The sequence below is a fragment of the Paraburkholderia sp. GAS348 genome, assembly GCF_050434205.1.
Classification (GTDB): Bacteria; Pseudomonadota; Gammaproteobacteria; order Burkholderiales; family Burkholderiaceae; genus Paraburkholderia.
This window is the reverse complement of the sequence record NZ_JBNPVT010000025.1, coordinates 1-14,852: the sequence shown is the minus strand read 5'-3', so window position 1 is coordinate 14,852 and position 14,852 is coordinate 1. Positions and strand designations below refer to the sequence as shown.

Genomic DNA, 14,852 nt, shown 5'->3' with positions numbered 1-14,852 from the left:
TCAATTCCAGACGCTGTACTTGTAGCGTTTGACCTCGTGCTTCGTCGCCTTGCGGGCCGAAATGATACGGACCACATCGGCACTGCGTTCGACGTACACCACCACACCGACGATGGCGGCCATCCAGCCTAGCGCGATCCAGCGATCCTCGCCGTAATCTTCCCGCTGGTCTATCGCCGTCAGCACCGGGTGATCGAACACGTCGACAGCATCTCTGAAGTCGATGCCATGCTTACGAATGTTGATTTGATTCTTGACTTCGTCCCATTCAAACCGCACACAGCACCTGTATTGACGTCTGTACATACATCATAGCATGCGCAGGCATCCTATGGGCGTGTGAGCCGCGAGCAGTTTGCGGCGCACGTCAGCGTCGGACTGGCTGTCGAAATACCGGTTCCTGTTCTGGCCGGACGGCCTACCCCGGTTAGGATTGTGGTCGGCCATTACGCTTGCCTCGCGTAAGGCTCAGACGAACCTCACCCCGCATCCACCACGAACCCGTGCTGCCGCAAAAGCTGCAGCACACCCTTGCGGCCGCCCAGATGCAATGCACCGATTGCCACGAACACCGGCTTGTTCGGGCCCGCGATCAGCAGCATCCGTGACACGAAGCGCCGGTTGCGCTCGTACACGATCCTGTTGTCGATCGAATCGGAGATGCGCTTGTCGCGCGCCAGCTTTTCGGACTTCGCGGCCTGCCAGGCCGCAATCGCATCGGCATCCCCCACTTGCCAGAGGCGATGCAACGTCTTCACATCGTCGACGTTTTCCGCGGGTGTCTGCACCAGGTCCTGCGCAAGCATTTCGCGCTGCTGCGCGAGCGTGAGTCCGGTGAACGCGCGCATCTGCTGATGCAGCGTCTCGAGACCGATGATCTTGCCGCGCGTCCTGATATACACGTTCTGCAATTGCGCTTCCGTGCCGTACTCGGTCTGCAAGCCGGCGCTCAACGAATCGTAGGTCTCGACCACCAGGGACGCGAGCCACGGCCGCATCTTCTTGATTTCATCCAGGGCAGCGGGATTGCCGCGCAGACGCATGGCCAGCTTGCGCCACACAGGCTCGGGCAGCAGGCCCGGCAGACAGTCACGGCGGCATACGCCGTACTTCGACACGTCGTCTTGCGAGACCAGCAGTTCGTCGGGTGAGAGTTCGAGCGCCAGCGTCGGCGAGGCCGCCAGTGCGCCGAGAATCGGCGCGCGGAACGGTTGCCCGGGCGGATAGTCCGCCGGATCGCCGACGTGCAACGTGCCGAGTACGTAGATGGTCGTGGTGCCGCGTGTCGCGACATAGAACGGCATGCGCGCCGGTTGCGTGCGCACCGGGCCGCTCGCCGTGGTGCCCGGCGTGGCGGGCGGCGGATTGAAACCCGGCAAGGTGGCGCGCGATGGCGCCGGCAGACTGGGCACCGGCATCGCCGGCCGCCCCGCCTGAGCGGGCGAATTGGCGGCCGCCCCACCGGCATGCGCGACGCCGATCGGCCCCGCGCCCAGATGAAAAACAGAACATACGCCGAGGAGCGCGGCACCGGTCAGTGCAAACGCTCCCCAGCGCCGCGCGAAAGCAGCGTGGCGGCCACCCTCACGCGAGCGGCGCGCAAGACGACGCGCCGCCACTGCATCAGGCATCCATGTCCCCCACCTCCTCGGCGCGGTGACACGACACCTGACGGCCATCCACTTCACGCAACTTCGGTTCTTCGCTGCGGCACCGGTCGATCGCGTACGGGCAGCGCTGATGGAACGTGCAGCCCGACGGCGGATTCAGCGGCGACGGCATTTCACCTTGCAGCTTGATCTTGATGGTGCGATCTGCTTCGAAGATCGAAGGCGTGGCCGACATCAGCGCACGCGTGTACGGATGACGCGGCTTCGAGAAAATCCGCTTCTTGTCGCCGAGCTCCGCCACGCCGCCGAAGTACATCACCATCACATCGTCGGCGATATGTTCCACCACCGACAGATTGTGCGAGATGAACACATAGCTGGTCTTGAACTGCTCCTGCAGATCCATGAACAGATTGAGAATCTGCGCCTGGATCGACACGTCGAGCGCGGACACCGGCTCATCGGCGACCACGATCTGCGGATCGAGGATCATCGCGCGCGCAATCGCCACGCGCTGCCGCTGACCGCCCGAGAACATGTGCGGATAGCGCTTTGCATGCTCCGGGCGCAGGCCGACCGTGCGCATCATCTGCGCGATCCGTTCGGTGCGTTCGGCCGTACTCAGCTGCGTGTTGATCGCGAGCGGTTCGCCGAGCGTCTGCTCGACGGTCTTACGCGGATTCAGCGAAGCAAACGGATTCTGAAACACCATCTGCACGCGCCGCCGCAGCGCGGCGATCTTCGCGTGATCGGCGCCGGCCACGTCTTCACCGTCGATCAGCAAGCGGCCCGCGCTGGGCGCTTCGATCATGGTCAGTTGACGCGCGAGAGTGGATTTGCCGCAGCCCGATTCGCCGACTACCGCCAGCGTCTTGCCGCGTTCGAGCGCAAACGACACGCCGTTCAAAGCCTTTACCGTACCCTGGCTGAACATGCCGCGCTTCACCGTGTAGTAACGCGCAAGCTTGTCGGCAACCAGCACATGATCGCCCGCGTGGTCCGACTGGCGCCGCGGTTCGAATACTGCGTTCATCGTGCGCCTCCATGGGTGTGAACGTTGGCGTCGCCGCTCAGGTTCAGCGGTTTGATGCAGCGCACGCGCGCCACTTCAGCATGACCTTGCATCGGCGCCAGTGCGGGGCGCGCCTTCATGCAGTCGTCGACCACGTATTTGCAGCGCGGCGCGAAGAGACAGCCTTTGGGACGGTCGTCGCGCCCCGGCACCATGCCCGGCAGTGCAGCGAGCCGCACCGCGCCGACATTGTGCTCGGGAATCGCCGCCAGCAACGCCTCCGTGTACGGATGATGCGGCGCGGCGAAGATATCCGGCACCCGGTTGGTTTCGATCAACTCGCCAGCGTACATGACCGCGACGCGCTGTGCGACCTCGGACACCACCGCCAGATCGTGCGAGATCAGCACGAGCGCCATGCCGCGTTCCTTCTGCAGCTTCATCAGCAGCTCCATGATCTGCGCCTGGATCGTCACGTCGAGCGCGGTGGTCGGTTCGTCGGCGATCAGCAGCTTCGGATTGCAGGCGATCGCCATCGCGATCATCACGCGCTGGTTCATGCCGCCCGACATCTGATGCGGGAACGACGTGATGCGGCCCTTCGCGTCCGGAATGCCGACCTGGTCGAGCAACTCCAGCGCGCGTTTGTCCAACGCGTTGCCGTGCAGGCCTTCGTGCAGCTTCAACACTTCCTTGATCTGATAGCCGACCGTGTAGCTCGGATTCAGACTGGTGAGCGCGTCCTGGAACACCATCGCGATGTCTTTGCCGATGATCTTGCGACGCTCTCTTGCCGATGCCTTCAGCAAATTCTTGCCGTTGAAGGTGATCTCGTCCGCGGTGACTTTGCCCGGTGCGTCGATCAGGCCCATCAGCGCCATCATCGTCACGCTTTTGCCCGAACCCGATTCGCCGACTACGCCGAGCACTTCGCCGGGCGCGACATCGAGGTTGATCCGGTCGACCGCGGGCAGGCCGTTGAAGTCCACCGACAGATTGCGGATGGTCAATAGATTGCTGTCAGTACGCGCACGGCCGCCCGAAGCGTGCTGACCCGCCCCCTCGGGGGGCAGCGAATGAAGTGAGCGTGGGGGTTGTGTCATGTCATGCCATCCGTTTCAGTTTGGGGTCGAGTGCGTCGCGCAGCCCGTCGCCGAGCAGATTGATCGCGAGCACCGAGATCAGGATGGAAAGACCCGGCATCGTGACGATCCACCAGGCGCTATCGATATAGTCGCGCGCCGAAGCCAGCATCGCGCCCCACTCCGCCGACGGCGGTTGCACGCCGAGACCGAGGAAGCCGAGCGCCGCGGCATCGAGAATCGCCGACGAAAAGCCCAGCGTAGCCTGCACGATCAGCGGTGCGGTGCAGTTCGGCAGCACTTGCGAGAACATCAGACGCAGCGTGCTTGCGCCAGCAACGCGCGAAGCCGTCACATACTCTTTCTGCAATTCGCCTTGTGCCGAAGCACGCGTCAAACGCACATAACCCGGCAACGCGACGATCGCAATCGCCAGCATCGTGTTGACGAGGCCCGGACCGATGATCGCGACCACCGCGACTGCGAGCAGCAGCGAAGGCAATGCGAGCAGCACGTCCATGATGCGCATGATCGGCGTATCGGCCCACTTCTCGAAGAACGCCGCGATCAAGCCGAGCACGACGCCCGGAATCAGCGCGAGCACCACCGAGACGAAGCCGATCCAGAACGACAGCCGCGCGCCGTACATCAAACGCGAGAGGATGTCGCGGCCCGCTTCGTCGGTGCCGAGAATGAACTTCCAGTTGCCGCCGTCGAGCCATGCGGGCGGGATCTTCACGAAGTCGCGATACTGCTCGATCGGGCTGTGCGGCGCGATCAACGGCGCAAAGATCGCGATGAAAATCAACACCAGCACGATGATGCCGGCACCGACTGCGCCACGATTACGCGAGAAATTCGCCCAGAACTCGCGGGCGGCGATGGCGCGGCCGCCGGGCGGCGTCACCGCTGTGGGGACTGTATTTTGAATGTCTGCCATGGTCCGTTACCTCGTATGGCGGATGCGCGGGTTCAACACGCCGTACAGCAAATCAACGACGAGGTTCACGACGATCACCAGCGTAGCGATCATCAGAATACCGCCCTGCACTACCGGATAGTCGCGCCGGCTGATCGCGTCGATCAGCCATTTGCCGATGCCCGGCCATGAAAACAGCGTCTCGGTCAGCACCGCGCCGGCCAGCAGCGTGCCGACCTGCAAGCCGATCACGGTCACGACCGGAATCAGCGCGTTACGCAATGCGTGCACGACGATTACCCGCCCAGGCGACAAGCCCTTCGCACGCGCAGTGCGGATGTAATCCTCGCGCAGCACTTCGAGCATCGACGAACGCGTCATCCGCGCGACAACCGCCAGCGGAATCGTGCCAAGCACAATGGCCGGCAGGATCAGATGGCTGAGCGCGGATTTGAACGCGCCTGCGTCGGTGGACATCAACGCGTCGATCAGCATGAAGCCAGTCACGTGCGGAATGTCGTATTCGACCGCGATGCGGCCCGACACCGGCGTCCAGCCGAGGTCCACGGAAAAGAACATGATGAGGATCAAGCCCCACCAGAAGATCGGCATCGAGTAGCCGGTCAGCGCCGTGCCCATCACGCCGTGATCGACCACCGTGCCACGCCTGAGGGCCGCGAACACGCCCGCTGGAAGGCCGACGATCAATGCGAACATCATGGCGCACATCGACAGTTCGACCGTAGCGGGGAAGCGTGCGAGGAATTCGCCCATCACGCTGGTATTGGTGATGATCGAGGTGCCGAGGTCGCCGTGCACGGCGCGGCCGACATAGTGGACGTATTGCATGGGCAAGGACTCGTCGAGCCCGAGCCGGTGCATCGCGGCGGCATGCATGGCCGGATCGACGCCGCGCTCGCCCATCATCACTTCGATGGGGTCGCCCGGTATCAGGTGAATCAGCGCAAACGCGAGGATTGTGATGCCGATGAAGGTCGGTATCACCATGCCGACGCGGCGCAAAACAAAGCGGAACATGGTTCGTCCCTATGGTCTTGATGAAGAAAAAACGCAACCGGCGACGAGGGCTTGTGACCCCGGCCGCCGGACCATTTCGACCAGTTTTCTAACCGTGCGAAAAGCTACTGCGTAAGCTTGACTGTATTACCTTTACTTGACGCTGACGCCGTCGAAGCGCGCATAACCGAGCGGCTCGATGCGCATGTCGACCACCTTCTTGCTGACAGGCTGGTACACGGTCGAGTGAGCGATCGGCGAGAACGGCAGCTGCTGCGCGAAGATCTGCTGCGCCTGCATGTATGCCGTCGTACGCGCGCCTTGATCGGACGTGACGCGGCCCTTCTGGATCAGATCGTCGAACGGCTTGTAGCACCACTTCGAGAAGTTATTGCCGTTGATTGCTTCGCAGCCGAGCAGCGTGCCGAGCCAGTTGTCCGGATCGCCGTTGTCGCCGGTCCAGCCGATCAGCATCGTGTCGTCTTCACCCGCGTGAGCGCGCTTGATGTACTCGCCCCATTCATACGTGACGATCTTCGCCTTCACGCCGATCTTGGCCCAGTCGGCCTGGATCATTTCCGCCATCAGACGGGCATTCGGGTTGTACGCGCGTTGCACCGGCATCGCCCACAGCGTGATGTCGAAGCCGTTCGGAAAGCCGGCCTTCGCCAGCAGTGCCTTGGCCTTGTCCGTATCGTAGGACGCACTCTTCAGGTTTTTGTCATACGACCATTGGGTCGGCGGCATCGGGTTCGTCGCGGCCTGGCCTGCGCCTTGATACACCGACTCGATGATCGCCTTCTTGTTGATCGCCATGTCGAGCGCCTGACGCACTTCGAGCTTGTCGACCGGCTTGTGCGTCACGTTGTACGCGAGGTAGCCGAGGTTGAAGCCCGGCTGCGACGGCATGTCGATGTTCGCTTCAGCCTTCAGCGGCGCGATGTCGGCAGGACGCGGATAGCTCATCACCTGGCATTCGTCGCGCTTGATCTTCTGCACGCGCACGCCGGCATCCGGCGTGATCGAGAAGATCAGCTTCGAGATCTTCACTGTGTTCGGCTTCCAGTAATCCGGATTGCCGTCGAAGCGGATCGTCGCGTCCTTCGTGTAGCTGCGGAAGATGAACGGGCCCGTGCCGACCGGATACTGGTTGATGTCGGCAGCCTTGCCGGCCTTCATCAGCTGGTCGCCATATTCACCCGACAGGATCGACGCGTATTCCATCGCCAGATTCTGGATGAACGGCGCGTTAACTTCCTTCAGCGTGAACTTGACCGTGTACGGATCGACCTTTTCGACGCTGGTGATCAGCTTGTCGAGGCCCATGTCGGTGAAGTACGGAAACTGCACCGGATACGCCTTATGGAATGCCGAGTTCGGGTCCAGCATGCGCTGGAACGTGAACACGACGTCGTCCGCATTGAATTCGCGCGTCGGCTTGAAGAACGACGTGGTCTGGAACTTCACGCCATGACGCAGATGGAACGTGTACGTCTTGCCGTCCGCAGACACTTCCCACTTTTCGGCGAGGCCCGGCTCGACCTTGGTGCCGCCGCGCTCGAATTCGACGAGACGGTTGTAGACGGTGAACGTGTTAGCCGTGAAATCGGTGCCCGTGGTGTATTGGGCCGGATCGAAACCCGCAGGGCTGCCTTCTGAGCAGTAAACCAGGGTTTTATTCGGAATCTCGGCGCGCGCGACACTTGCGCCCACCATTGACGCCGCTGCAGCAGCGACGAGCGTCGTAACACGCGCGGCGCGCAACAGGTTGTTTTGCTTCATGTTTCCTCCAGGTTCGGGGCCGGCTTCCGCCGGCGTAGCGCGATCTTACTTGAGCTTGGCTCACACCAACAAGCGGAGGAAAATACCCCTGTTGACGATGGGAAACAGTTGGGGCATAAGGATGGCCGCACGCGAGCGCTGGCCGGAGCGTGCGGCGCCAGGGGCGGGGCTCGGCAAAATGCGGCCCACGGGTCGTTGCCGGCGGCTATTTCAGGCCGACATTCATGAATTGCGTCGGGCCGAACGGGTCGATCTTGAAGCCCGTGACGTCTTTGCTGATCGGCTGATACACCGTGGAGTGGGCGATCGGCGTGAACGGAACCTGTTGCTTGAAGATTTCCTGCGCTTCCATATATGCCTTGGTCCGCTCGGCGAGATCGGTGGTGCCACGGCCTTTCCTGATCAGGTCGTCGAAGGGTTTGTAACACCATTTGGAGAAATTGCTGCCCTTCACCGCATCGCAGCCGAGCAACACCCCAAGCCAATTGTCAGGATCGCCGTAGTCCCCTGTCCAGCCGATCAGGATCGCCTCGTGTTCGCCGGCATGGGCGCGGCGGATGTACTCGCCCCACTCGTACGTGGCGATCGTCACCTTGACGCCGATCTTCGCCCAGTCGGCCTGTAGCATTTCGGCCATCAGCCGGGCGTTCGGGTTGTAGGGCCGCTGGACCGGCATGGCCCACAGGGTCAGGTCGAAGCCGTCCGGGTAGCCGGCCTCCTTCAGCAACGCCTTGGCCTTATCAATGTCGTAAGGCGCATCTTTCAGGTTCTTGTCGTAGCCCCATTGGGTCGGCGGCATGGGATTTGTCGCGATTTGCCCGGCGCCCTGATATACCGACTCGATGATCGCTTTCTTATTGATCGACATATCCAGCGCGCGCCGCACCAGCACGTTGTCGAGCGGTTTTTTGGTCGTGTTGTACCCGAGGAAGCCCAGATTGAAGCCGACCTGGCTCGGCAGAGCCAGCGACGAGTCGGTCTTGATCTGCGGAATATCCGCAGGACGCGGATAGCTCATCACCTGACATTCGCCACGTTTCAGTTTCTGCAACCGCACCGAGGGATCCACGGTGATCGCGAAGATGAGCTTGCCGACCTTCACGACGCCTGGTTTCCAGTAGTCGGGATTGCCGTCAAAGCGGATCGTGTCGTCCTTCGTATAGCTGCGGAAAATGAATGGCCCCGTGCCGACCGGGTATTGGTTGATATCGGAAGCCTTGCCGGCTTTCAGCAGTTGATCCGTGTACTCAGCCGACAGAATCGACGCGAACGGCATCGCGATCTGCTGCAGGAACGGCGCGTCGACCTCCTTCAGGGTGAAACGCACCGTGTACGGATCCAGCTCCTCAACCTTGACGATGTTCTTTGCCAGTCCGAGATCGACGAAGTAGGGAAACGGGACCGAATACGCCTTACGGAACGGCTGGTCGGGATCCAGCATCCGCTGGTAAGTGAAGACAACGTCGTCGGCATTGAATTCGCGGGTCGGCTTGAAGAACGAGGTGGTCTGAAACTTCACGCTGTGCCGCAGGTAGAACGTGTATTGCAGGCCGTCCGGCGACACCTCCCACTTCTCGGCGAGTCCCGGCTCGATATCGGTACTGCCGCGGGCGAATTCGACAAGGCGGTTATAGACCGTGTACGAGGCGGCGGTGAATTCGACGCTGGTGGTGTACTGCGCGGAATCGAAGCCCGCCGGACTGCCCTCGGAGCAAAACACGAGGGTTTTGTCGGGCAAGGTGGCCGCGTCGGCGGCGGCGGGCGCGAGGCCGGCGGCCAGGACCGCGCAGGCGCTCAAGACTGGCAGGCAGGTATGGCGAACTGCAAACAGCAATCGGGATACTGTCATCACGTTCTCCGCACAGCAGCCAAGTCAGCTGCGTCTTGATCATAGGCAGCAGAAAAATCGCGTTCAATGCGGGCTTACACGCGCAGGCGTGCCGGCACAAAATGCCTGGACTACCCGGAGGCGAGATCTCCGGCACAAAAAAAACCGCGCGGCTGGATAAGCCGCGCGGTTTTGTACAGATGCTGCCCAGAACTTAAGCGCCCAGCCGTTCGCAGATCGCCTTGGTCGCCGCAGCGCCATTGAGCGTATAGAAGTGCAGGCCTGGCACCTTCGCGTCGATGAGACGCCCGCACAGGTCGGTCACCACATCCAGCCCGAACGCGCGAATCGACTCGCGGTCGTCGCCGAAGCTCTCCAGACGACGCGCGATCCAGCGCGGCACTTCCGCGCCGCACATCTCCGAGAAGCGCATCAGCTGCGAGAAGTTCGTGATCGGCATGATGCCCGGCACGATCGGCACGTCGACGCCGATCTGCCTCGCGTCGTCGACGAAACGGAAGTACGCGTCCGCGTTGAAGAAATACTGCGTGATCGCCGAATTGGCGCCGGCCTTCACCTTATGGGCGAAGTTTTCCAGATCGTGACGCGGCGAGCGCGACTGCGGGTGGTACTCCGGGTAGCCGGCCACCTCGATCCAGAACCAGTCGCCAAACTCGGCGCGGATAAAGCTCACCAGTTCCGACGCATAACGCAGTTCGCCGACTTCGCCCATGCCGGACGGCAGGTCGCCGCGCAGTGCGACGATGTGGCGGATGCCATGCGCGCGGTACTCGTTGAGGATTGCACGCAGGCTCTCTTTCGACGAGCCGATGCACGACACGTGCGGCGCCGCTTCGAGCCCTTCCTTCGCCATTTCGACGACGGTATCGAGCGTGCCCTGTTGCGTCGAGCCGCCGGCGCCGAACGTGACGGACACGAACTTGGGCTTGAGTGGCGCGAGCTGCGCGCGGGTGGCGCGCAGCTTGTCGACGCCTTCCTGCGTTTTCGGCGGGAAGAATTCGAATGAAAGTTCGATCGGGTTCATGATTCAGTAGATCAACCGATGCTGCGGTTGCCGAAAATAAGCGCGGACAGCAGCCACGAAACGATGCTGTACAGAATCGAGCCAAAGAATGCCGACCAGAAACCCGACACTTCGAATCCCTTCAGCAGCGAGGCGCACAGCCAGAAGCACAGCGCGTTGACCACCAGAATGAAGAGTCCGAGCGTGACGATCGTGACGGGCAGCGTCAACAGGATCAGCACCGGTCGTAGGATCGTATTGATCAACCCGAGCACCACCGCGACGATCAAGGCGGTGCCGAAACTGCGGATATGAATCGACGGTACCAAGTAGGTGATGATCAGCAGCGCAAGCGCGTTGATCAGCCAGGTCAGCAGCACGGTCATGTAGAGCTCCTTTTCAGGCAGGATGTCCGGTTGAACGGAACGAGGCGGGCATGGCGAACCAGGCGGCGCCTTGCGCGCCGCCTGGTCATCACACTGTCATGCTTTAAACCGCCCGCGTGCTTGATGTTATGTAGCAGCGGCTACTTAGTAGCGGTAGTGGTTCGGCTTGAACGGACCGTTCTTGTCGACGCTGATATAGCTCGCCTGATAGTCCGACAGCACCGTCAGTTCCGCGCCGATACGGCCCAGATGCAGACGTGCGACCTTTTCATCAAGGTGCTTCGGCAACACATAGACCTTGTTTTCGTACTTGTCGCCGTGAACGAACAGCTCGATCTGCGCGATCGTCTGGTTCGTAAACGATGCCGACATCACGAACGACGGATGACCCGTCGCGCAACCCAGATTCACGAGGCGCCCTTCGGCCAGCAGGATCACGCGCTTGCCGTCCGGGAAAATGATGTGGTCGACTTGCGGCTTGATGTTTTCCCACGTGTACTTGCGCGTCGATGCCACGTCGATTTCCGAGTCGAAGTGACCGATATTGCAGACAATCGCGTTGTTGCGCATGGCAACCATATGATCGTGGCCGATCACGTGGAAGTTGCCCGTTGCCGTCACGAAGATGTCGGCCTTGTCGGCCGCGTATTCCATCGTCACGACGCGATAGCCTTCCATGGCCGCCTGCAAGGCGCAGATCGGATCGATTTCCGTGACCCACACCGTGGCGCCCAGACCGCGCAGCGATTGCGCGCAACCCTTGCCCACGTCGCCGTAACCTGCAACAACCGCGATCTTGCCCGCGATCATCACGTCGGTTGCGCGCTTGATGCCGTCGACCAGCGACTCGCGGCAGCCATACAGGTTGTCGAATTTCGACTTCGTGACCGAGTCGTTCACGTTGATGGCCGGGAACGGCAGGCGCCCTTCCTTTTCCATCTGATACAGACGATGCACGCCGGTCGTGGTTTCTTCGGTCACGCCCTTGATGTGCGCGAGACGCGTGGAGTACCACACCGGATCCGCATCCAGATGACGGGCGATCGATTTGTAGAGCGCCACTTCTTCTTCGTTTTCCGGTTTCGCGATCACCGAACGGTCTTTCTCGGCCTTCGAGCCGAGGATCAGCAGCAACGTGGCGTCGCCGCCGTCGTCGAGGATCATGTTGGCGAATTCGCCATTCGGCCATTCGAAAATGCGGTGCGAGAATTCCCAGTATTCGTCGAGCGATTCGCCCTTGAATGCGAACACCGGCACGCCGCCTTCCGCAATCGCGGCGGCTGCATGATCCTGCGTCGAGAAAATATTGCACGATGCCCAGCGCACGTCAGCGCCGAGTGCCGTCAAGGTTTCGATCAGCACGCCGGTTTGAATCGTCATGTGCAGCGAACCCGCGACACGCGCGCCCTTCAGCGGCTGCGAGCTCTTGTATTCCTCGCGCGTCTGCATGAGGCCGGGCATTTCGGTTTCGGCGATGTTCAGTTCCTTGCGGCCCCAGGCTGCAAGCGACATATCGGCGACGAGAAAATCTTGCTTTGAATCGAGAACTGCGGCGTTCATCACGCCCTCCTTTCTAAGAAATTGACTAGAAATTTGACGTGAGCGCGGTTCGATGCGGTGGCTGGGAAAGCGCTATGCGCGTCCGAGCCCTCCGATTGAAGCCTCCGAGCCTGGCGGGCGGCCGGCGAATATGCTGATTCGCGGTACCCGTCGCAACGCTCCTCGAAGACGAACGGCGATTGTAGCAAATCAAGATGGCTTCGGGGTGTGGATCGGGTTGGCGCCCGCTAGTGCTTTTTTGCCGTTCTTTGGTATTTGGCCACGGGCGGTGGTAAGCCGGCGTGGCGCGCCTAGGCGTCCCGGCGCTTTCGCAGCAGGGGGTGCAAAGGCGCAGCGCGCGTTGGCCCTGTTTCTGACCGCTTCGACCTTTGGGTCTACGCAGCGTGATTAGGGAGGGTCGGCGCGGCAGGCTCCATGGCGACATTTGCAATGCGCAATTGCGCGATGCCCGCTCGCGCGGTTTCGAGGAACTGCCGCGAAAACCGGAATGCATCCGCCGTATCGGCGGGATCCGGCGTCTGCATGCCAAGCGCGATGCGGAAATAACGTTCGGCATGAATGCCCGCGTGATAGTGCATGCGTACGCGCTTCGCGTCATCCAGACGCCGGTTGCCGAAAATGTCGCGCAAGGCCCACGAAAACGCGCCGTCTTCGCCACCGATACGACGGAACGCATCATCCATCGGAAAGCCGCCGAGCGCGGCATACACCGCGCGGCGGATGATCAGGCTGCTCGGCACCGTATTGCTGAGCGTCGCGGCGTGCTGTGCGAAGTCGCCATGGCTGGTGAGTTCGGCCGGAAAATCCGTGTAGTCGACGTCGAGCCGCACGGACACTTCCTGCGGATTCTGCGCGAGAAACGCGCTCGCGGCGGCTAACGCGCCGGGCAGGTATTCGTCGTCGGCGTCGAGGAAGGCAAGCAGTCCATGAGCCGCATGCATCGCGCCCCAGTTGCGCGCCCGAGCCGGGCCGCCGTTGTGAGGCATCTGCAGCAGGCCCACGCGAGGGTCGAGACGCCCGTAGTGTGCGACCAGGTCTGTGGAGGCATCAGTCGAGCCGTCGTCCACCACGATGATCTGCGCGGCCTGCGGCTGAATCAGGCAACTTTGGAGTGCACGGGCGAGCGTCGCCGCGCCGTTGTAGCAGGGAATGATGATCGAGATGGGCGTCATGGACTGAAACGGGCGCTGCGGGCCGAACGGGAGAAAACTGGCGATGGTAGCCCGTTTCCAGCGGCGTCCATCCTGGAAAAACGATGGGCATGACCCCGCCGAGCAACGCACTGCGCGAACGGCGCCGCCACGAAGCGCACCATCGGGTTGCGCCGAAACATAAATACGATGACTTACAATCGCTTAATTCATTCCAAATTGGAATTCTGGAGCCTGAGATCGTGGAACTACGAGCGCTGCGGTATTTCGTCGAAGTGGTTCGTCAACAGAGCTTCACCGTCGCTGCCGAGCAGATGTTCGTCACGCAGCCGACCATCAGCAAAATGGTCAAGTCGCTGGAAGATGAAATCGGCTCGCCGCTGCTGCTGCGCGACGGGCGCCAGATGGTGCTGACCGACGCCGGCCGGATCGTCTACCAGCGCGGTCAGGACGTGCTGGCGGCGCACGCGCAGCTGCAGGCCGAGCTGAACGATCTCGACACGCTCGGCCGCGGCGAACTGACCATCGGCATTCCGCCGATGGGCGGCTCGCTGTTCACGCCCGCCATCGCCGCCTTCCGCCAGCGCTACCCGAAAATCGAACTGAAGCTGTTCGAGCAGGGTTCGCGGGCGATCGAAGCCGCGCTGATCCATGGCGAGCTGGAGTTGGGTGGCGTGCTGCAGCCGGTCGACCCGGAAAACATCGAGGTGCTGCCGATGACGCGGCAACTGCTGTGGCTGGTCACGCGCATCGGCTCGCGCTGGGACGATCTGCATGAAGTCCCGCTCGCCGAGCTCGCCAACGAGCCGTTCGTGTTCTATGGCGAGAGTCTCGCGCTCAACGATGTCGTGCTGAATGCGTGCCGCACCGCGGGCTTTGCGCCGACCATCGTCGGGCGCAGCGGGCACTGGGATTTCATGGCCGCGCTGGTGCTGGCCGGCGTCGGCATCGCGCTGTTGCCGGCGCCGTATTGCCGTCGGCTCGACCCGGCGCAGTTCACCTGCCGCCCCGTGGTGAAACCGGAGATTCCGTGGGAAATGGCGATTGGCTGGCGCCGCAACGGCTATCTGTCGCACGCGGCGCGCGCGTGGCTGGAGGTGGCTCGGGAGACGCTGCCGGGTCAGGCCGGCGACGATTTCATGCTGGGGCCGGGCATCGGCATGACCGGTATCACGGCGCCTGTTCAGACGCCGTCGCCGTAAATGCGGCCATCGCAGACGCGGCCGCCGCGAATGCCGCCACCGCAACGCGGCCGGCCAAATGACAACATGCCGCCCGACGCGAACCGGGCGGCATGTCTTCTTGGCAAGGCTTATCTCAGAGACCCACCTCAGAGATCAACCTCAGAGATCAACCTCAGAGATCAACCTCAGAGATCAACCTCAGAGATCAACCTCAAAGATCAACCTCAAAGATCAACCTCAAAGATCAACCTCAAAGATCAACCTCAAAGATCAACCTCAAAGATCAACCTCAAAGAT

General features: G+C 61.9%; 13 protein-coding genes and 1 riboswitch. Of the genes, 1 reads left to right on the top strand and 12 read right to left on the bottom strand.

Annotated elements, in window-relative coordinates:
- From P3T22_RS28345 to P3T22_RS28290, 12 genes are all read right to left on the bottom strand, one after another.
- The gene (locus P3T22_RS28345; protein WP_429326744.1) at window positions 1–279 is read right to left on the bottom strand and encodes a BrnT family toxin; all 279 of its coding nucleotides are present in this window, start codon (window positions 277–279) and stop codon (window positions 1–3) included.
- 200 nt (window positions 280–479) lie between these two features.
- On the bottom strand, window positions 480–1,631 hold the full coding sequence (locus tag P3T22_RS28340) for a TraB/GumN family protein (RefSeq protein WP_063497588.1): 1,152 nt from the start codon (window positions 1,629–1,631) through the stop codon (window positions 480–482).
- Complete coding sequence (locus P3T22_RS28335) at window positions 1,624–2,643, bottom strand: peptide ABC transporter ATP-binding protein (protein WP_063497589.1); 1,020 nt, start codon at window positions 2,641–2,643, stop codon at window positions 1,624–1,626. Before P3T22_RS28335 ends, P3T22_RS28340 begins: the two co-directional genes overlap by 8 nt.
- Window positions 2,640–3,632 (bottom strand): ABC transporter ATP-binding protein, encoded by a 993-nt coding sequence (locus P3T22_RS28330; RefSeq protein WP_429326780.1) that lies wholly within the window; start codon window positions 3,630–3,632, stop codon window positions 2,640–2,642. The genes P3T22_RS28335 and P3T22_RS28330 overlap by 4 nt, the downstream gene beginning before the upstream one ends.
- Before the next feature lie 94 nt (window positions 3,633–3,726).
- Window positions 3,727–4,644, bottom strand: a complete 918-nt coding sequence (locus tag P3T22_RS28325) for an ABC transporter permease subunit (RefSeq protein WP_063497590.1) — start codon at window positions 4,642–4,644, stop codon at window positions 3,727–3,729.
- Window positions 4,645–4,650: 6 nt separating this feature from the next.
- The gene (locus P3T22_RS28320; RefSeq protein WP_063497591.1) at window positions 4,651–5,661 is read right to left on the bottom strand and encodes an ABC transporter permease subunit; all 1,011 of its coding nucleotides are present in this window, start codon (window positions 5,659–5,661) and stop codon (window positions 4,651–4,653) included.
- 132 nt (window positions 5,662–5,793) lie between these two features.
- Entirely contained in the window at window positions 5,794–7,422 is a 1,629-nt protein-coding gene (locus P3T22_RS28315; protein WP_063497592.1) for an ABC transporter substrate-binding protein, read from the bottom strand.
- Between the two features lie 205 nt (window positions 7,423–7,627).
- Entirely contained in the window at window positions 7,628–9,271 is a 1,644-nt protein-coding gene (locus P3T22_RS28310; RefSeq protein WP_429326743.1) for an ABC transporter substrate-binding protein, read from the bottom strand.
- Between the two features lie 193 nt (window positions 9,272–9,464).
- Window positions 9,465–10,295: a methylenetetrahydrofolate reductase [NAD(P)H] gene (metF, locus tag P3T22_RS28305; protein ID WP_063497594.1), complete on the bottom strand. Its 831-nt coding sequence runs from the start codon at window positions 10,293–10,295 to the stop codon at window positions 9,465–9,467.
- 11 nt (window positions 10,296–10,306) lie between these two features.
- Window positions 10,307–10,660 (bottom strand): phage holin family protein, encoded by a 354-nt coding sequence (locus P3T22_RS28300; RefSeq protein WP_028198543.1) that lies wholly within the window; start codon window positions 10,658–10,660, stop codon window positions 10,307–10,309.
- Between the two features lie 144 nt (window positions 10,661–10,804).
- Complete coding sequence (ahcY, locus tag P3T22_RS28295; RefSeq protein ID WP_429326742.1) at window positions 10,805–12,220, bottom strand: adenosylhomocysteinase; 1,416 nt, start codon at window positions 12,218–12,220, stop codon at window positions 10,805–10,807.
- 33 nt (window positions 12,221–12,253) lie between these two features.
- Window positions 12,254–12,390, bottom strand: a riboswitch (S-adenosyl-L-homocysteine riboswitch).
- A gap of 204 nt (window positions 12,391–12,594) precedes the next feature.
- On the bottom strand, window positions 12,595–13,392 hold the full coding sequence (locus tag P3T22_RS28290; RefSeq protein ID WP_429326741.1) for a glycosyltransferase family 2 protein: 798 nt from the start codon (window positions 13,390–13,392) through the stop codon (window positions 12,595–12,597).
- A gap of 221 nt (window positions 13,393–13,613) precedes the next feature.
- Between P3T22_RS28290 and P3T22_RS28285 the strand changes: the two genes are divergently transcribed.
- Complete coding sequence (locus P3T22_RS28285; RefSeq protein WP_063497597.1) at window positions 13,614–14,573, top strand: LysR family transcriptional regulator; 960 nt, start codon at window positions 13,614–13,616, stop codon at window positions 14,571–14,573.
- Window positions 14,574–14,852 lie beyond the last annotated feature (279 nt).